This window comes from Streptomyces sp. NPDC026538 (assembly GCF_055567535.1).
The window spans coordinates 1-18,658 of the sequence record NZ_JBVHQG010000003.1; the positions used below are offsets into that span (position 1 = coordinate 1).

Below are 18,658 nucleotides of genomic sequence, written 5' to 3' on the forward strand. Positions count from 1 at the left end.
TTCCCTTTCCGGCGGTTCCGACTCTATCAGATCCTTTCGGCGTCTGATTCCCAGTCAGCGGGTGTTGTCTTCGCGGCTGTTGGGCCGTTCCGACGTCTCAAACCTTAGCGGATCCGCTCCGCGATGCCCAATCGGGCCTTAGTGGCTCGACCAGACAGCACAGAGATCCGAAATCGAATTGAATTCGGGCACGCCGAAATCAACCCGGTCGGGAGATCGTACTGATGGTTTGGGTGCCGCTTAATGCGGCGGAGGTGCTGTCGCAGAACCGTTACGGCTCCGCGGCAACCCGAAGAACTTTACGGATCGGCCATGGGGGTGTCAAGTACCCCCTGTCAAGATTTTTTTCCGGCCCCCGCGACCTGGGTCAGTCCAGGTCGGTCAGGCGGCCGCCGGCGTCGGGCTGGGCGTGCTCCACGCGGCGCAGCAGCCTGGTGAGGACCTCGCCGAGCACACCGCGCTCGGCCGGAGAGAGGTCCTGGAGCAGCTCCTCCTCGAAGACGGAGGCGAGGCGCATGGCCTCCAGCCACTTCTCGCGACCCTCGGAGGTCAGCTCGACGATCACCCGGACGCGGTTGGACTCGTCCCGCTCCCGGGTGACCAGACCCTCGGCGACCATCCGGTCGATGCGGTGGGTCATCGCGGCCGGGGTGAGACCGAGTCGCTTGGCCAGCTCGCTGGGGCCCAGGCGGTAAGGGGCGCCGGAGAGGACCAGGGCCTTGAGGACCTCCCACTCGGCGCTGCTGATGCCGAGGGCGGCGGTCTGGCGGCCGTAGGCGACGTTCATCCGGCGGTTGAGCCGGGACAGCGCCGAGACGACCTTCTCGACCTGGGGGTCGAGGTCCTGGAACTCACGCTGGTAGGCGGCGATCTGTTCGTCGAGTGTCGGCTCGCCGGCGCCGGTGGTGTCGGCCATGCCCGAAGTATCGCACGAACAAGCTTGGCGTTGAAGTCCTTCGGCATGTAGTCTTTAGGTCGAAACTTTAGCTTCTAAGTCTTCAGACTTCAGCAGCCCGCTGACTTAACGACCTGAGAGAGGTGAACGTGACCAGGGCGATGGGCGCAGCGATGCGCCGGATCCACGTGGGGAACGCACTCAGCGCGTTCGGGCTCGGCTTCACCGTCCCCTACCTGTACGTCTATGTGGCGCAGGTGCGGGGGCTCGGTGCCATGACAGCGGGGTTCGTGCTCGCTGTCTTCGCCGTGGCCGCGCTGATCGTGCTGCCGTTCGCCGGCCGGGCGATCGTGCGGCGTGGCCCACTGCCGGTCCTTCTCACCGCCTTGGTCCTGGCCGCGACAGGTGCGCTGAGCCTCGGCCTGGCGGGACAGGCGGCGACCGTACTGGCCGCGGCCGCGCTGCTGGGTGCCGGGCAGGCCGTGATGCAGCCGGCGCTGGCGACGATGATCGTGGACTGCTCCTCGGCGGAGACCCGGTCGCGGGCGTTCGCGACGCAGTTCTTCCTGCAGAACCTGGGGCTGGGTGTCGGTGGCCTCATCGGCGGCCACCTGGTCGACACGACCCGGGTCTCCTCGTTCACGCTCCTCTTCGCGATCGAGGCGGCGATGTTCCTGCTGCTGGCCGTGGTGATGTCGACGGTACGGACGCCGCACGCACCGCGGATCACGGGCGCTCCCGCCTCGGCCGCGAAGGCCGGCTGGAAGCAGTTGCTCGGGAACCGGGCGATGGTGCAGCTGAGCGTGCTGGGCTTCGTGCTGTTCTTCGCGTGCTACGGACAGTTCGAGTCCGGGCTGAGCGCGTACGGCGTCGAGGCGGCGGGGATATCCACGTCCGCGCTGGGGACCGCGCTGGCCGCGAACACGCTGATGATCGTGGTCGCGCAGTTCGCCGTGCTCAAGTTCGTCGAGCGCCGCCGGCGGTCCCGGGTGATCGCCGGAGTCGGGCTGATCTGGGCCGTGGCCTGGGTCGCGGCGGGGTACGCGGGGCTGGGGCACGGCAGTCAGGAGATGGCGACGGCCGCGTTCGTGTCGACGTACGCGCTGTTCGGGCTGGGTGAGGCGATGCTGTCGCCGACGGTCGCTCCGCTGGTGGCCGACCTGGCTCCGGCAGGCCACGCAGGGCAGTACAACTCGGCGTTCGCCCTGGTGAAGCAGCTCGCGCTGGCGGTCGGTCCGGCGGTGGGCGGCCCGCTGGCAGCGTCGCTGCCCGCCCCGTACATCGTGACGTTCCTGCTGTTCTCGCTGGGGATCAGTGTGCTGGCGGTACGGCTCGGACGGCGGCTGACCCCGGCCCAGGACCAGCCGTGGCTCGCGTCGAAGAGCGTGGTCGTGGCGAGGGGCGGCGCCGCGGCGGAGTCCGTTTCCGCGTAGCGGTGGCCGGTCGGGGGCACTTACCGGCGCTGGCAGGGCGCCCCTTCAGGGGCGCGGGGACTGCGCGAGCAACCCCCCGCCCACCCGCAGCCGAAACCCGGCCCTCCCCCTAGCCCTTCGGCAGTACGAACTCGCACCACACCGCTTTCCCGCCGCCCGGTGTTCTTCTCGACCCCCACCCGGAGGCGATCGTCGCCACGATCGCGATACCCCGGCCCGACTCGTCCCCCGGTTCCGCGCGTCTGCGGCGGGGCAGGTGGTCGTCGCCGTCCGTCACCTCGATGATCAGGCGGCGGTCGGTGCGGCGGAGCCGCAGCCGCATGGGCGGGGTTCCGTGCTGGAGGGAGTTGGCGACCAGCTCGCTCGTGGCGAGGACGCCCAGGTCATGGAGTTCGACCGGGAAGCGCCAGCTGGTCAGCACGCCGGAGGCGAAGGCACGCGCGCGTGGCGCCGCTTCGACGCCGCCGAGGAGTTCCAGCGCAGCGTTGCGGAACAGCTCGCCGTCGGGGCCGGTCCGGGCCGGGTGCTGGAGGACCAGGACGGCCACATCGTCGTCGTGGTCGGCCGTGACGCCGGCCGAGCGGACCAGGCGGTCGCAGATGACCTGCGGGGTGCCGGTTGCTCCCGCCAGCGCGCGTTCGAGCGCGGCGATGCCCTCGTCCAGGTCCTCGTTACGGCGTTCCACCAGGCCGTCCGTGTAGAGGACGGCGGTGGAGCCGGGGCCCAGCGGTACCGAGCCCGACGTGTGGATCCAGCCGCCCGTGCCGAGCGGCGGCCCGGTCGGCTCGTCGGTGCGGAGCACGGTGCCGTTCTCGTCGCGGACCAGGATCGGCAGGTGGCCGGCCGAGGCGTACACCAGCCGGCCCTCGTTCGGGTCGTGGATGGCGTACGCGCAGGTGGCGATCTGGTTGGCGTCGATCTCGGTGGCGAGGCCGTCTAGGAGCTGGAGGACCTCGTGCGGGGGCAGGTCCAGGCGGGCGTAGGCACGGACGGCCGTGCGGAGCTGGCCCATGACGGCCGCCGCGCGGACGCCCCGGCCCATCACGTCGCCGATGACGAGGGCGGTGCGGCCGCCGCCGAGGGTGATGACGTCGTACCAGTCGCCGCCGACCGCGGCCTCGGTGCCGCCGGGCTGGTAGGTCGCGGCGATGCGCAGGTCGTCCGGCTGTTCGAGTTCCTGCGGGAGGAGGCTGCGCTGGAGGGTCACGGCCGTCTCGCGCTGGCGGCGCTCGCTGGCGCGCAGTCGCTCGGCCGCCTCCGCGTGGTCGGTGACGTCGGTGGCGAAGAGCAGCACGCCGCCCTCGTGGTCGCCGTTCTCCGCGACGGGTGTGCAGGTGAACGTGTAGGTGCGGCCGTCGAGCGCCTTGCGGGACTTGAGCGTGCGGGGCTTGCCGCTGCGCAGGACCTGGTCGAGGAGGGGGAGCAGACCGAGTTCGGCGAGTTCGGGCAGGGCCTCGCGGGCGGGGGCGCCCGGGGGCCGTACGCCGAAGGCCGCCGTGTAGGCGTCGTTGACGTACCCGATGTGGTGGTCGGGGCCGTGGACGAGGGCGACCAGGGCCGGGACGCGGTCCAGGACGTCGCGGACGGGCAGTTCGTCGACGGCGGGCACACAGGGCGGGTCGTCGGTCAGTTGTTCGACGCGGGCAGCGGGCACGGAGCCTTCGCCCCGTCGGTCCGGGGAGACCGCGTGCTCGGTCCGCGCTGCGGCGCGGCGCTGCGTTCCGGGGAGCCGGGCGCTCCAGCGCGTGAAGTTCACGAATCCTTGCCTCGTGTCGTCGTCTCCGGCCTGCTACGGGAGCGGCCGGGGGCCGGGGGAAGTCCCCCGGTGCAGTTCTGGGGAGAAGCCTTGTGCTCGGTCGGGGGGCAGTCTGACAGGGTGGCCGTCGGCGGCGACATCCGTCAGACGCCGGGGCGGGCCGTGGAGTTCCTGAGTTCCGTCAGGACGACCCGTTCGAGTCGTCGGAGGGACTGTGAGGAGGCTTTCCACCGGCCGCGAGTTCGAACTCCGCTCGGGGATGTTCGAGTGATCCGAGCGAGACGATCTCCCGTTTGAAGAGTCCGGAGAGGGTCCATTCGGCGAGCACGCGGGCCTTGCGGTTGAAGGTGGGCACCCTGCTCAGGTGGTAGACGCGGTGCATGAACCAGGCAGGGTAGCCCTTCAGCTTGCGCCCGTAGACCTGGGCGACGCCCTTGTGCAGTCCCAGGGAGGCGACGGAGCCGACGTAGGCGTGGGCGTAGGTGTCGAGGGGCTCGCCGCGCAGGGTGTGGACGATGTTGTCGCCGAGGACCCTGGCCTGGCGGACCGCGTGCTGCGCGTTGGGGGCGGTATCGGTGCCGGGTTCGGTCGCGGTGACGTCGGGAACGGCGGCGGCGTCGCCCGCGGCCCATGCGTGGTCGACTCCGTCGATCGCCAGCTCGGCGGTGCATTTCAGCCGCCCGCGCGGGGTGAGCGGAAGGTCGGTGGCGGCGAGCACGGGGTGCGGTTTGACGCCGGCCGTCCACACGAGCGTCCGGGCCGGGAAGCGCTGGCCGTCGCTGAGGACGGCGATGCGGTCGGCGCAGGATTCCAGGCGGGTGTTCAGCAGCACCTGGATGTTGCGACGGCGCAGCTCGGTGACGGTGTAGCGGCCCATCTCGGGGCCGACCTCGGGGAGGATCCGGTCGGTGGCCTCGACGAGGATCCACTTCATGTCCTCGGGCTGGACGTTGTGGTAGTACCGCGTGGCGTAGCGGGCCATGTCCTCCAGTTCGCCGAGGGCCTCGACGCCGGCGTAGCCGCCGCCGACGAAGACGAAGGTGAGGGCCGCGTCGCGGATCGCGGGGTCGCGGGTGGAGGAGGCGATGTCCATCTGCTCGATGACGTGGTTGCGCAGGCCGATGGCCTCCTCGACGGTCTTGAAGCCGATGCCGTGCTCGGCGAGACCGGGGATGGGCAGCGTGCGCGCGATCGAGCCGGGCGCGAGGACCAGTTCGTCGTATGCGAGGAATGTGGCGCCTTTTCGTTCCTCGGCCGTGGCGAGGGTGGTGACTTCGGCGGTGCGCTTGGCGTGCTCGATGGACGTCACCTCGCCGATGACGACATGGCACCGGTCCAGAACGCTCCGCAGCGGTACGACGACATGACGAGGGGAAATCGAACCCGCGGCCGCCTCGGGAAGGAACGGCTGGTACGTCATGTAGGGATCGGGGGTGACGACAGTGATGTCGACCTCGTCGCGCCTGAGCTCCGCCTTCAGCTTCCGCTGGAGCCGCAGGGCCGTGTACATCCCGACGTAGCCGCCGCCGACAACGAGAATGCGCGCACGTTCCTTCACCATCCCATGACGCACCCGTGACTGTTGTTTGTCCACAGCCCCGGCAATTTGTGTGACCGGCGGGCCGCTGTGCCGGGTGCCGGACGCACGGCCGGGACCGGACGAAAGGGGCCAGGTCAGCAGGGGCGGACGAGGGGGAGCGAAGGCAGCGAATCGGGATGTAAGCGACCCGTACTCCGATCGGGGGGCGCTCTGTGCGGAACGCCCCCCTTCTGAATTGACAGCCTCTCAACTATGTTCGTGTGTCGACGGGGTGTAGGGGATGTGGCCGTACGGTCCACGACGGGCGGGTCCGCCCGGTCGACGTTCGATGGATCGGCGACAGTTCCACTCGCTCCGGCCTTCACAGTGCGGGGAGAGTCTCCGGGGGGAGACGTCATTAACCGGGGGAACACAGATGCATATTCAGGACACGCATTGGTCATCGGCTTCCGTCCTCGCGACGGGCGGCGCAACGGTGAGCGCGGCGACGGGCAACGGACGCGGCGACGGGCCGCGCACGACGCCGCTGCGGGTGGACGCACAGCGCAATCTCGAGCACGTGCTGCGTGCGGCACGCGAGGTCTTCGGCGAACTGGGTTACGGCGCGCCGATGGAGGATGTGGCGCGGCGGGCGCGGGTCGGGGTCGGCACGGTGTACCGGCGCTTCCCCAGCAAGGACGTGCTGGTCCGGCGGATAGCCGAGGAGGAGACCTCCCGGCTGACCGACCAGGCGCGGACCGCGCTCGGGCAGGAGGACGAACCGTGGTCGGCGCTGTCGCGCTTCCTGCGGACATCGGTGGCGTCGGGGGCGGGGCGGTTGCTGCCGCCGCAGGTGCTGCGCGTCGGGGTGCCGGAGGAGGTCGGGGGTTCCGGCGCCCGGGCCGAGGAGGTCCGGGTGCCGCAGCAGCGGACGCAGCCGGTCGCGGGTGAGTTGCGGCTGGTGCCGGAGGAGCGGGAGCCGGTGGCCGGCGCCGACGACGACGCGGGAGCGGCCGCGCTGCTCGAAGTCGTCGGGAGGCTGGTGGAACGGGCCCGCGCGGCAGGCGAGTTGCGGGCGGACGTCTCGGTCTCCGACGTGCTCCTGGTGATCGCCACGGCGGCGCCCTCGCTGCCGGACCCGGCGCAGCAGGCGGCGGCTTCCTCGCGGCTGCTGGACATCCTGCTGGAGGGGCTGCGGTCGCGGCCCTGACGGTGCCCTGGGTTGGCCGAGCAGGTGTCCTTCGTGCCGGCGACCGCAACGGCTGTGCCGCGCCATGACCGCGGGCGGGTGCGGGTGGACTGTGGCTGGTCGCGCAGTTCCCCGCGCCCCTTACGGGGGCGCTGCAGTTTGCGGGGCGCTGCAGTCTTCTGGGCATCTGTCGGTCCCCCGCGCACCGTTGACGTTTCCCCTCAGGGGTGATCGTCAGGCACCGCGCTGTCAAGTGCGCTCGGACGAGTGGTACGTCCGTCGCTCCGGGGGCTGAACAAAAGCCAATGTGGCAGTCTGACCCGGTGATTCGGTCGGGTTGGGCAGGCATCGGGGGCGTTCCACGATGAGCGTTGACGGGCGGGACGAGTCCGCCGGTGAGGAACTGACCTCGCCGCAGGTGCCCAGTCAGGGCGGCCGGGCCGGTGTACCGCCCGTCGGCGAACCGCCGGAAGGGAACGTTCCGGCACAGCGGAGCGGCAGTGTGCTGCCACCGCCCCGGGAACAGGCGCCCGCCGACACCCAGTTGATCGATCGGATGCGGGCCGGCGACGACTCGGCCTACGAGGAGCTGTACCGGCGCCACGCGGACGCGGTACGGCGGTACGCGCGGACCTGCTGCCGGGACGGGCACACCGCGGACGACCTGACCGCCGAGGTCTTCGCCCGGATGCTGCAGGCGGTGCGCGGCGGAGCCGGGCCCGAGTACGCCGTGCGCGCCTATCTGCTCACCTCCGTACGGCGGGTCGCCGCGCAGTGGATCAAGTCCGCGCGGCGCGAGCAACTGGTCGACGACTTCGCGCTGTTCGCGGCGCAGTCCGCGCGCGGCTCCGAGGCCACCGACGACACCGCGTCCGTTGGCTCCTTCGGAGCGGGGCTGGACATCGGTGCCGATGTGCGGGCGATGCACGAGGCCGAGCAGTCGATGGCGATGCGGGCCTTCCGCTCGCTGCCCGAGCGCTGGCAGGCCGTGCTGTGGCACACCGAGGTCGAGGACGAGTCGCCGAGCGAGGTGGCCATCCTGTTCGGGCTGGACGCCAACGGCACCCGCGTCCTTGCCAGCCGGGCCCGTGAGGGGCTGAAGCAGGCCTACCTCCAGGCCCATGTGAGCGCCTCCCTCATCGACGACGAGGAGTGCGCCCGCTACGCCGACCAGCTCGGCGGCTACGCCCGCCGCAAGCTGCGCATCCGCGCGGAGCGGGGGCTGCGCAAGCATCTGGAGGAGTGCGCCAAGTGCCGGCTGGCCGCCGCCCAGATCGAGGAGGTCGCCGCCGGTATCCCGGCCGTCGTACCGGTCGCGGTCATCGGCTGGTTCGGGGCCGCCGGGTACGCCAAGGCGCTCGGGATCATCGCGGGCGGTGCCGGAGTGGGGGCCGCGGGCGCGGCCGCCGCGGCAGGCGGTTCGTCCGGCGGGGCGGGCGGCGGTGCCGGTGGTGCCGCGGCCTCGGAGGGGCTGGGGGCCCCGGTGAAGGCCGGCATCGCGGCCGGGGTGGTCGCGGCGGCCGCCGCCGCGCTGGCCCTCGCCCTGGTGAACGACAGCCACCCGGCCAAGGAGGTGGCCCGCCCGGCCCCCTCCGCGCCGGTCGTCGAGCCCGGGACAGCAACGCCGGTCCCCACGCCGCCGAAGCGGGCGCCGCACCCCGTACCGGTCGTCCTCGCCCCCGAGCCGACCCCGACGCCCACCCCAAGCCCGACCCCGACCCCGACTGCGAGCCCCGAGCCGAAGCCGACCCCCACGCCGACTCCGACGCCGACCCCGAAGCCGACGCCCACCCCCACCCCGACGCCCACTCCGCCGCCCGCCCCGGTCGTCTACCGGTGGAACGAGCTGCGCTACGACGTCACCGGTGACGGCACCCGGCCCGAGATGCGGCTCGGCGAGAGCAGCTGGGTGTGGCAGCGGTACGGGGTGACGGTCGCCGGCGAGCGGTATGCGAACGGCGTCACCGTGCACGGCTGGTCCTCCGTCACCATCGACCTCAACCGCGAGTGCACCGCCTACGACGCGATGGCCGGCGTCGACGACATGACGCTCGGCCTCGGTAAGGTCGCCTTCTCCGTCTACGCGGACGGGGAGCGGTTGTGGCGGTCCGGGACCGTCGAGGGCGGGCGGCCCGCCGTACCCGTCCATGTGAACCTGGCCGGGCACCGGACCGTGCGGCTGGTGGTCGAACCGGGGACCGGCCTCGACTCGGTGGCGCTCGCCGACTGGGCCGATTCGACGTTCACCTGCCGGTAGCGGTGCCCGCGGGCGTCCCGCCCAGTTCGCGCAGCACGTCCTCCTCGGTGAGGGACGCACCGCGGGAGCGCTCGGCCGCGTAGTGCTCAGGAGTCAGCGTCGCGCGGGCGACCGCGTCGATCTCCGCGGCGCGGGTGCGCTCCGGCTCGGGGCGGACACTGCCGGCCCGCCAGTGGTCGGCGGCGGCGAACAGCCGTACCGCGCCCGCCGGATCGCCGAGCCGGGCCAGCAGATCGGCGCCGACGTCCGCCAGCGCCGCCGTGATCACCTCTGCGCACCGCGCCTCCATCGCCTCGCGCAGCCCCCCGGCCAGGATCGGCAGCCCCTGCCGCGGACCCTGCTCCATCGCCGTGATCAGGGCCTCGACCGCGCGGAACCCCGCCATGAACTGTGGCGGCGGGGTGCCGCCCCGTGTCGCCGCGCGGGCGGCCTCGCAGAACTCGCGCGCCTGGGCCAGGTCCCCCTCGTGCTGGGCCATGTGCGCCCGCAGCAGCGCCACGAACGCCTGCGACTCCGCCACCCCGTACCGGTCGGAGGCCTCGCTCGCGCGGTCCAGGGCGGTCCGGGCGGCCGCCCGGTCGCCGGAGCGGTAGGCGATCTCGGCGAGCCGCGCGATCAGGAACGGCGTCTCGGCGTACGCGCCGACCTCGTGGGCCAGCCGCAGCGCCTCCTCGTACTCGGTCTCCGCCTCCGGGTACCGGCCGCGTGCCATGGCCGCCTCGCCGGCCGCGCTGCACACCTGCGCCCGCATCCAGCGGTCCCCGACCCGCCGGCTGAGGACCCGCAGCTCCGCCAGGTCCTCGTCGACGCCCCGCAGGTTGCCGGGCGAGTCGACCATGACGTGGGTGCGGTACATCAGGGTGACGCCCGTCTCCCAGTCGCCGCCGTACACCCGGCAGTTGGCGACGACGGCGTCCATGTCGGGGCCGACGTCCACCGAGCTGCCCAGGAACCAGGAGGTCAGCGGCCAGATGAGGCCCGGCAGCCGGGCGGCCCGGGGACCGCCCGCCTCGAAGGCGGCCCGGACCAGCGCGATGTACTTCGGAGCCCGCTCGTCCGTCACCAGGCCGCCGGCCGACGGGGACTCGGAGGCCAGGAGCAGGTCGAACAGCCTCAGGTCCATGCGCAGTTCGTACAGCGGGTGTCCGGTGTCGGCGTCCGGAGCGGCCAGCAGCGCGCCCACCGGGTCCGCCGCGTCGGCCAGCGCGCGCAGTTCCTCCGGGCCCGCGCCGTCCGGCAGGGCGTCCCGGGCGACGCCCAGGCGCAGTACCGCGCCCATCCAGGTCATGGCCTCCAGGCGGTAGTTCCGCAGCCACCAGAACCAGCTGACGGCGAGGACGATCCGGCCGGCCAGCGCCTCGTCGCCCGCGCACACCGCGCGGTCGAGGGCGGCACGGATGTTGTCGAGGTCGGTCTCCAGGCGGCGGATCCACGGAAGCTGCTCGCCGGACCGCAGCTTCGGCGCCGCTTCCTCCACCAGCGCCCGCACCCACGCGCCGTGCCGCCGCTCGGCCGCCGCGCGCAGCCCCGGGACCTCGGCGGCACGCTCGACGGCGTACTCGTGGATGGTCTCCAGCATGCGGTAGCGCATACCGCCGGTGCCGTCCGGGCCGTCCGGGGTGGCGACGATCAGGGACTTGTCGACGAGCGCGCCGACGAGGTCGGCGACGGGGCCGGTGCACACGGCCTCGGCCGCCGTGAGGTCCCAGCCGCCGGCGAAGACGGACACCTCGCGCAGGACCGTGCGCTCCCCCTCGTCGAGCAGGTCCCAGGACCAGTCGACGACCGCGCGCAGGGTCTGCTGGCGGGGCAGGACGGTGCGGCTGCCGGAGGTGAGCAGACGGAAGCGGTCGTCGAGCCGGTCGGCGATCTGCCGGGGTGTCAGCAGCCGCAGCCGGGCCGCCGCGAGCTCGATGGCGAGCGGCAGTCCGTCCAGCCGGCGGCAGATCTCGTCGACCGCGGTCCGCTCGCCCGGCGCACCACGGGCGCCGGGGCGGACCGTGGCGGCGCGCTCCTCGAAGAGCCGGTGCGCCTGTTCGGGGGCGAGGGGCTCGACCGGGCGAACCGACTCACCGGGGACGCCGAGGGGTTCACGGCTGGTGGCCAGGATCGTGAGCCCCGGGCAGTGGGTGAGCAGGGTCTCGGCGAGGGCGGCCGCCGCTTCGATGACATGTTCGCAGTTGTCAAGGATCAGGAGTTGGCTGCGGCGCGCGCAGTACTCGACGAGCAGGGCCGTGGGGTCGGCCTGCGGGGTCGCCAGCTCGTTGGTCATGAGCACGGTCTCGCGCAGACCGAGCGCGCTGACAACCGCGCCTGGCACCGCCTCCGGCCGGTCGAGCGGGGCGAGCTCGACGAGCCATGCCTGCGGGAGCCCGGCGGCGGCCTCCTCGGCGAGACGGGTCTTTCCGGAGCCGCCCGGTCCGGTGAGGGTGACGAGGCGAGCCCTGTGCAATTCGGAACGAACCGCGTCGAGTTCGGGTTCCCGGCCCACGAAAGAGGTAAGCCGTGGACGCAGGTTGCCGGTACGGGGCGGGGGCGCGCCGGGCGGGGCCGGCTCCTGTCTCAGCAACGACGCGTGCAGGGCCTGGAGTTCCGGCCCGGGGTCGGTGCCGAGGCCTTCGGCGAGGATGCGGCGGGCGGTCTCGTACGCGGCGAGGGCGTCCGCCGGGCGGCCGGAGTCGCGCAGGGCGCGGATGAGGAGGGCGTGCAGCGGTTCGTCGTACGGGTGCGCCGTGGTCAGCGCGGTCAGCTCCGGTACGGCGTCGGAGGCGCGGCCGAGGCGGAGGGCGGCGTCGGCGCGGGTGCGGGTGGCCTCCAGCCGGAGCGCCTCGGGGCGGGCGGCGGCCGTCGCACGGTCGGGGAGGTCGGCGAGGGCGGGGCCGCGCCACAGGGCGAGGGCCTCGGTGAGGACGCGGTGCGCGGTCGCCGGGTCGGCGGCGGCGAGGGCGGCCGCGCCTTCGCGTACCTGACGTTCGAAGACGTGCAGGTCGATGTCGTCCTCGGCGGCGGCCAGGCGGTAGCCGCCGGGGGTGGAGGCGACGGTGTCCTTGCCGAGAGCACGGCGGAGCCGGCCGACGAGGGCCTGGAGGGCGGCCGGGGCGTCCTGCGGCGGATCGTCGTCCGCCGCCCAGACCTCCTGGATGAGGGTTTCCGGGGTGAGGGTGCGGTGGGGGTGCAGGGCGAGGACGGTGAGCAGCGCGCGCAGGCGGGGGCCGCCGACGGGTATGGCGGTGCCCTGGTCGTCAGTCGCCTGGGCCACACCCAGAATCCGGTACCGCACCGGGTCATTGTCGCCGGGTTCGCGGGGCTCGGGCACGGGAGTTTCGGAGGCCGGGCGCCGGAGCCGTCGGCTGGGGGCCCGTGGCGGGAGCTGGAGCCGTTGCCTGAGGGGCTGCCCGGGTCGGGGCCGGGTGGCCTGAGGGGCTGCCCGGGTCGGGGCCGGGTGGCCTGAGGGGCTGCCCGGGTCGGGGCCGGGTGGCCTGAGGGGCTGCCCGGGTCGGGGCTGGAGGCGGGGGGTTTCACTTACCGGCGCTTGCAGGGTGCCGCTGCGCCCACCCTCCCCCCACTCTCGGCTTCGCTCGAGCGGGGGGACCCCCATCGCCCTGCCGCACGATTGCCCGCAGCTGAGTAGGACGCGGTGGGGCAGCGCCCCGTAAGGGGCGCGGGGAACTGCGCGACAAGCCCCCACCGACCCGCACTCCGCTACCGACCGGCAGCGCAACGGCCGCCCCCCGGAGGGTCACGCCCCCGACGCCAACGCCCCCCTCATCGGCCGGATCCCCGCAGGGACCGCACGGGCGCGTGCCGGCGTTCCCGTCCAGCACGTGCCCCGGCGGGACAGCAGGCGGCGGAGCCACAGTTCCAGGGAGACCAGGTCGGCCAGGCCGTCCAGCGGCAGGGGTTCACCCGCCGCCGCCCCGCGGAGCGCCTTGCGGACCACCCGGGCCTCCACCAGGCCCGCCTGCGCCAGCAGCGGCGTCGAGAAGAGGGCGATCAGATCGTCGGCCGCCACGCGCAGCCCCGTACGGGTGGCCGCCGCGGAGGAGGCGTGCGAGGTGGCGCCCCAGCCCGGCGGGAGATCGGCGACACCGGCGCCCTCCAGCACCGTGCGGAGGATGGCGGCGCGAGCCCCCGGCCGCACGCGCAGCGCCTCGGGGAGGTCGCGGCAGGCGCGGACCACCTGGTTGTCGAGGAAGGGGGCGTGCAGGCGCTGGGAGCGGATCTCGGCGGCCTGCTCCAGGATGCGGATGTCGGCCGCGTGGCGGGCGAGGACGGCACGCGCGCGGTAGTCGCCGGGGCGCTGCCCGGGGCCGACGCCGGAGCGGTTCGCCGCCCCCTGGAGCAGAACCGATACTTCAGCCAGCGCCTCCCCTGTCAGCCAGCGGGCCGCCGGGCCGGGTCTCGCCCAGCTGAGCGCCGCGAGGGACGCGCCCACCGCGCCTCCGGGTTCGTCGAAGCGGCGCCGCAGCAGGCGCTCGGCGAGGGACTCGACGCCGGCGCGGTACGGCGTACGCGCGAGCCGGCGCGCCGCGCTGTACACGCGCGCGGAGACCATCACCGAGCCGTCGGCCTTGGCGAGCGCGGCGACCGGGCGGACCAGGTGCCGGCGCTTGCGGTCCATCAGCAGGTCGGCGAGGCGCGCGGGGTGCGCGTCCAGCACCTGGCGGGCGCCGTAGCCGGTGAAGTGGTCGGCGCTGCCCGCGGCGAGGCGGGCGCGGTGTCTGGCGGCGTGGACGAGGGACGGCGCCGGTTCGTCGGTCAGGGGGCCCTCCAGGTCGGCGTACGGGAGCATGTCCTCGCCGCCGGTGACCACCACGTGATGCAGCCGCGGGTTGGCCGCCAGGGTTCCCGCCCGTTCGAGTTCCGCCTCCCGGCCGCCGACGGCGAGGTCGTTGAAGGTGACCGCGAGGAGGCGCTCGCCGGCGCCCGTGCCGTGGCCCAGGACCGTGCCGGGCATGCCGGGCAGCCCGGCGGCCAGCAGGGCGAGGGTGCCGGAGGCCGGCCCGCCGGACAGGTCGGCGCCGATGCCCGGCACCGGCATCCCGCGCGCCGCACGCCGCGCGGCGGGGCCCATCCCGGGCACCGGACCGGGGTCGATGTCCGGGACGTGCCGGGGGGCCGACAGCCGCGCGCGTACGGCTTCTACGAGCGCGTCCCGTACGGCGTCCACCGCACGGTCGGGATCGGCGGAGGGGGCCGCGACCGCGAGCGAGGCCACCTGCTCGTACCCGGCGACCTCGCGCGCCCCGGTGCGCAGGATCAGCGCATGCCCCGGCGGAATGCGCCGTACGCCCTCGTACGGGGTCGAGTCGTGCACCGCCGCCGGTACGTCGGGGGCGGCCAGGAGCGCGGCGAGGTGACCGTAGTCGAGGTTGGCCTCGATCAGGTCGGCGAGCGGCAGCGCGGCCGTGGCATAAGCCGTACCGCCTGCCCAGGGGGTGTGGAAGACCGGGCGGGCGCCCGCGAGGTCGCCGCACACGGTGACCCGGCGGCCGACCTGGACGACGGCGGTGTAACTGCCGGGCCAGGCGGTCAGATGACGGAGTGCGCCCCCGCGCGCCGTGAAGAGGCCGAGGCGCAGCTCCTCGTCGGTGGCGCCGCAGGTGCCGAGGACGGCGATGCGGTTCTGGGCGTCGGCGTTGATGACGCGCACCTCGTCGGGGCGCCAGTCGCCGACCGCCCAGAGCGGGTCCGGGTCGCCCCACAGCAGCTGGGAGCCGACGGGGTGGACGGTCTCGCCGTCGTATCCCAGGGCGCCGGCGGAGCCGAGCGTGGCGGCACCGGAGGCGGTGCTGCTCCATCCCACCAACCACCGCATCGACGCCTCCACAGGCTGTGGACAACCATGCACGGTACGAACTGGATCCCCATGCTGCCATGAAGGACGCGCTCCGGAGGGCCGGTGGGGCCGCCTTTGATCCCCGGAAGATTTCACGGAGTTGCCGCGGGACCGGCCACGCGCGCGTGCCGCGGAAGAGCCACGGAAGCGTCGCGGAAGAGGCGAACCGCCTTACGACACAAGGCGACTGCGACGCGAATGCGCCCCCTGTACGCTCCCCCCGAACGCCCTTCGCGCCCTCAATTCCCGTGGTAGGAGCGTTGATCGCCCACAAAAGGATGGGTCGATTTTCAGCCAATTCGGCGAGGTCGGCGCGGCGGTGCGCACGCTCCGTACATGCTTTACGCACCGCACGCGCACGTACTCGAACGCGCACAGTCCGGGAGGCGGGCATCGCCTCCCGGACCGGTCCGCCACCCGCGGGGATTGAGGTGGCGGTGTCCCCCAGCCCACTGGATCCAGTACAGCGGGCCGACCCACGCACCGACCATGGAACCGCTCCCCCGATGGCCGGAGAAGAGCGCACGGACGGGCGCACGGCCACACGGCGGGGGCACGACGCGACAGGCCGTGCACGGTGCGTATATGGGCCGCACTCGCGTACGGACCACAATCCCGCCATCCGGAACAATGCCCCTTAACGCTTGGGATGCGGCGAACTACGCTGGGTTTACGAATGCCGCGTGGTTATGCCATCGCGGCAGCCGTCTGTGTCGAGGGGTGGCGCATGTCCAGGGAGCAACGCGGGCCGAACGAAAAACTCGGCACCGTTCTCGCCCTCGCGGGAATCAGCAACGCAGGACTCGCGCGACGCGTCAACGATCTTGGCGCTCAACGCGGGTTGACTCTTCGCTACGACAAGACGTCGGTGGCGCGCTGGGTGTCGAAGGGCATGGTGCCGCAGGGCGCCGCGCCACATCTCATCGCAGCCGCGATCGGCCAGAAGCTCGGCCGCCCGGTGCCGCTCCACGAGATCGGCCTGGCGGACGCGGATCCCGCGCCCGAAGTGGGCCTCGCCTTCCCCAGGGACGTCGGACAGGCGGTGCGCTCGGCCACCGAGCTGTACCGGCTCGACCTGGCCGGCCGCCGGGCCGGCTCCGGCGGCATCTGGCAGTCGCTGGCCGGTTCGTTCGCAGTTAGCGCGTACGCAACGCCCGCCTCGCGCTGGCTGATAACCCCCGCCGACAGTTCGGTCGCGCGCGAGGCGAACACCGCCGAGGCCTCCGGCGCACCGCTCAAAGTCGGCCACAGCGACGTGCAGAAGCTGCGGGAGGCGGCCGAGGACGCCAGGCGCTGGGACTCCAAGTACGGGGGCGGCGACTGGCGTTCGTCGATGGTGCCGGAGTGCTTACGAGTGGAGGCGGCACCGCTGCTGCTCGGCGCGTACTCCGACGAGGTCGGGCGGGCGCTGTTCGGCGCGAGCGCCGAACTGACGCGGCTCGCCGGGTGGATGGCCTTCGACACGGGACAGCAGGAGGCCGCGCAGCGGTACTACATCCAGGCGCTGCGGCTCGCCCGCGCGGCGGCCGACGTGCCGCTCGGCGGGTATGTCCTCGCATCGATGTCGTTGCAGGCGACGTACCGCGGGTTCGGCGACGAGGGCGTCGACCTCGCGCAGGCGGCCGTCGAACGCAACCGGGGCCTGGCCACCGCGCGGACCATGAGCTTCTTCCGGCTGGTCGAGGCACGGGCACACGCGCGTGCCGGTGACGCACAGGCCGCGGGGGCCGCGCTGAAGGCCGCGGAGGGGTGGCTGGAGCGGGCGCGGGAGGGGGACAGCGATCCCTCCTGGCTCGGCTTCTACGGATACGACCGGTTCGCCGCCGACGCCGCCGAGTGCTACCGGGACCTGAAGGCGCCGCGCCAGGTGCGGCGGTTCACGGAGCAGGCGCTGTCGAAGCCGACGGAGGAGTTCGTCCGGTCGCACGGGCTGCGGCTGGTCGTCTCCGCTGTCGCCGAACTGGAGTCCGGGAACCTCGACGCGGCGTGCGAGCAGGGGGTACGGGCCGTGGAGGTGGCCGGGCGGATCTCGTCGGCGCGGACGACCGAGTACGTGAAGGATCTGCTGCACCGGCTGGAGCCGTACGGGGACGAGCCGAGGGTGGTGGAGCTGCGGGAGCGGGCGCGTCCGCTGCTGATGGCGCCGGCGTGAGGGGCGCCCAGCCGTCTGCCGGGTTGCCCTGACGTGGCGAGTGCGGGTGCGTGGGGGCTGTTCGCGCAGTTCCCCGCGCCCCTGACGGGGAACACCCGCCGGTCCCCGACCGCGAGCAGTACGCGCTCGGTCGCGCCCGCGCGGCGCGACAGCCGCACATCGAACACAGCCCCGCGCCCCTGACGGGGCGCGTGTCCGTAGCCGTACATCGAAGGCGGCCCCGTGCCCTGAAGGGACGCTTCCCCGGCCCCGCGTTTGAAGTGGTTGTCAGTGGCGCAGTGCACTATCGAGCGTGGGAGGTGGTGCAGGTGTCTGCCGGGGTTGCTTATGACTGTGACGTGCTCGTCGTCGGGGGTGGGATCGTCGGGCTGTCCACGGCGTTCGCGATCAGCCGGGCCGCGCCCGGTACCAGGGTCACCGTGCTGGAGAAGGAAGCCGGGGCCGCACGGCATCAGACCGGGCGGAACAGCGGGGTCATCCACAGCGGGATCTACTACCGGCCCGGCTCGCTGAAGGCACGGTACGCCGTCAAGGGTGCCGCCGAGATGGTCAAGTTCTGCGCGGAGTACGGCATCGCGCACGCCGTCACCGGCAAGCTGATCGTCGCCACCGAGCGGGCGGAGCTGCCCCGGCTGCACGCGCTCGTGCAGCGCGGCCGGGAGAACGGGATACCGGTGCGGGAGCTGGGGGCGGCCCAGATCGCGGAGTACGAGCCCGAGGTGCGGGGGCTGGCCGCCATACACGTCGGGACGACCGGTGTGTGCGACTTCGTCGGGGTCGCCCGGCAGCTCGGCGAGGCCTCGGGGGCGGAGATCCGGTACGGGGGCCGGGTGGAGCGGATCGACCGGCGGCCGGAGCGGGGCGTGGCCGTCCTCACGTCACGCGGAGACGTCGTACGCGGGCGCGTGCTGGTGAACTGCGCCGGGCTGTACTGCGACGAGATCGCCCGGCTGGCCGGGGACGAGCCGGGGATGCGGATCGTGCCGTTCCGCGGGGAGTACTACGAGCTGGCGCGGCGGGAGCTGGTCCGGGGGCTGGTGTACCCGGTGCCGGATCCGGCGTTCCCGTTCCTCGGGGTGCATCTGACCCGGGGCGTCGACGGAGGTGTGCACATCGGGCCCAACGCGGTGCCGGCGCTGGCCCGGGAGGGGTACGGATGGGGTGTCGTACGGCCCCGGGAGGTCGCCGGGACGCTGGCCTGGCCGGGGACCTGGGCGCTGGCCCGGCGGCACTGGCGGTACGGGGGCGGGGAGCTGCGGCGGTCGGTGTCGAAGCGGGCGTTCACGGCGGCCGTACGGCGGCTGCTGCCGGCCGTGACCGACGCGGATCTGGTGCCGGCGGCGGCCGGGGTGCGGGCGCAGGCCGTGCTGCGCGACGGCTCGCTGGTCGACGACTTCCTGATCAAGGAGGGCGCACGGACGGTGCATGTGCTGAACGCGCCCTCGCCCGCGGCGACGGCCTCGCTGCCGATCGGGCGGGAGGTCGCGCGCCGGGCACTCGAGATGCTGCGCTCGGTGTGACCCAGGCCGGACCCAACCACCCCGTCCTCCCGCCCGGCGTGACCCCGGCCCGACCCGGCCACCCCGCCCCCCGCCCGGTGTGACCCCGGCCGGACCCG

Annotated in this window: 10 protein-coding genes; 5 read left to right on the forward strand and 5 right to left on the reverse strand. The window is 73.4% G+C overall.

Features of this window, described 5'->3' with window-relative positions; genetic code table 11:
- Positions 1–367: 367 nt before the first annotated feature.
- Positions 368–916 (reverse strand): MarR family winged helix-turn-helix transcriptional regulator, encoded by a 549-nt coding sequence (locus ACZ4N4_RS13120; RefSeq protein ID WP_450768432.1) that lies wholly within the window; start codon positions 914–916, stop codon positions 368–370.
- A gap of 128 nt (positions 917–1,044) precedes the next feature.
- Here ACZ4N4_RS13120 and ACZ4N4_RS13125 point away from each other — a divergent pair, with 128 nt between their 5' ends.
- The gene (locus ACZ4N4_RS13125; protein ID WP_467587737.1) at positions 1,045–2,328 is read left to right on the forward strand and encodes an MFS transporter; all 1,284 of its coding nucleotides are present in this window, start codon (positions 1,045–1,047) and stop codon (positions 2,326–2,328) included.
- A gap of 109 nt (positions 2,329–2,437) precedes the next feature.
- Here ACZ4N4_RS13125 and ACZ4N4_RS13130 read toward each other — a convergent pair whose 3' ends face one another.
- Together ACZ4N4_RS13130 and ACZ4N4_RS13135 are read right to left on the reverse strand one after the other, a co-directional pair.
- Positions 2,438–4,084 carry an ATP-binding SpoIIE family protein phosphatase gene (locus tag ACZ4N4_RS13130; RefSeq protein WP_467587740.1) on the reverse strand — a complete coding sequence of 549 codons (1,647 nt, stop codon included), beginning with the start codon at positions 4,082–4,084 and terminating at the stop codon, positions 2,438–2,440.
- Positions 4,085–4,265: 181 nt separating this feature from the next.
- On the reverse strand, positions 4,266–5,645 hold the full coding sequence (locus ACZ4N4_RS13135) for an NAD(P)/FAD-dependent oxidoreductase (RefSeq protein ID WP_467587743.1): 1,380 nt from the start codon (positions 5,643–5,645) through the stop codon (positions 4,266–4,268).
- A 394-nt stretch (positions 5,646–6,039) separates the two neighbouring features.
- Between ACZ4N4_RS13135 and ACZ4N4_RS13140 the strand changes: the two genes are divergently transcribed.
- The gene (locus ACZ4N4_RS13140; RefSeq protein WP_467587745.1) at positions 6,040–6,813 is read left to right on the forward strand and encodes a TetR/AcrR family transcriptional regulator; all 774 of its coding nucleotides are present in this window, start codon (positions 6,040–6,042) and stop codon (positions 6,811–6,813) included.
- A 343-nt stretch (positions 6,814–7,156) separates the two neighbouring features.
- A complete protein-coding gene (locus ACZ4N4_RS13145) occupies positions 7,157–9,049 on the forward strand; it encodes a sigma-70 family RNA polymerase sigma factor (protein ID WP_467587748.1) in 1,893 nt (630 codons plus the stop codon).
- On the opposite strand, the gene ACZ4N4_RS13150 is transcribed toward ACZ4N4_RS13145, so the two are convergent.
- Positions 9,036–12,329, reverse strand: a complete 3,294-nt coding sequence (locus tag ACZ4N4_RS13150; protein ID WP_467587751.1) for an AfsR/SARP family transcriptional regulator — start codon at positions 12,327–12,329, stop codon at positions 9,036–9,038. The genes ACZ4N4_RS13145 and ACZ4N4_RS13150 overlap by 14 nt on opposite strands.
- Positions 12,330–12,788: 459 nt before the next feature.
- Positions 12,789–14,867: an asparagine synthase-related protein gene (locus ACZ4N4_RS13155; protein WP_453568145.1), complete on the reverse strand. Its 2,079-nt coding sequence runs from the start codon at positions 14,865–14,867 to the stop codon at positions 12,789–12,791.
- Positions 14,868–15,615: 748 nt separating this feature from the next.
- Between ACZ4N4_RS13155 and ACZ4N4_RS13160 the strand changes: the two genes are divergently transcribed.
- Positions 15,616–17,040: an MFS transporter gene (locus tag ACZ4N4_RS13160; protein ID WP_450768424.1), complete on the forward strand. Its 1,425-nt coding sequence runs from the start codon at positions 15,616–15,618 to the stop codon at positions 17,038–17,040.
- Positions 17,041–17,339: 299 nt separating this feature from the next.
- Positions 17,340–18,560, forward strand: coding sequence for an L-2-hydroxyglutarate oxidase (lhgO, locus tag ACZ4N4_RS13165; RefSeq protein WP_467587755.1), 1,221 nt, complete (start codon positions 17,340–17,342; stop codon positions 18,558–18,560).
- The last annotated feature ends 98 nt before the right edge of the window (positions 18,561–18,658 follow it).

Excerpts from the sequence above, each read along its gene's own strand:
- ACZ4N4_RS13140 (WP_467587745.1), top strand. The coding sequence starts at position 6,040 with ATGCATATTCAGGACACGCATTGGTCATCGGCTTCCGTCCTCGCGACG.
- ACZ4N4_RS13155 (WP_453568145.1), bottom strand. The coding sequence starts at position 14,867 with ATGCGGTGGTTGGTGGGATGGAGCAGCACCGCCTCCGGTGCCGCCACG.
- ACZ4N4_RS13145 (WP_467587748.1), top strand. The coding sequence starts at position 7,157 with ATGAGCGTTGACGGGCGGGACGAGTCCGCCGGTGAGGAACTGACCTCG.
- ACZ4N4_RS13160 (WP_450768424.1), top strand. The coding sequence starts at position 15,616 with ATGTCCAGGGAGCAACGCGGGCCGAACGAAAAACTCGGCACCGTTCTC.
- ACZ4N4_RS13120 (WP_450768432.1), bottom strand. The coding sequence starts at position 916 with ATGGCCGACACCACCGGCGCCGGCGAGCCGACACTCGACGAACAGATC.
- ACZ4N4_RS13135 (WP_467587743.1), bottom strand. The coding sequence starts at position 5,645 with ATGGTGAAGGAACGTGCGCGCATTCTCGTTGTCGGCGGCGGCTACGTC.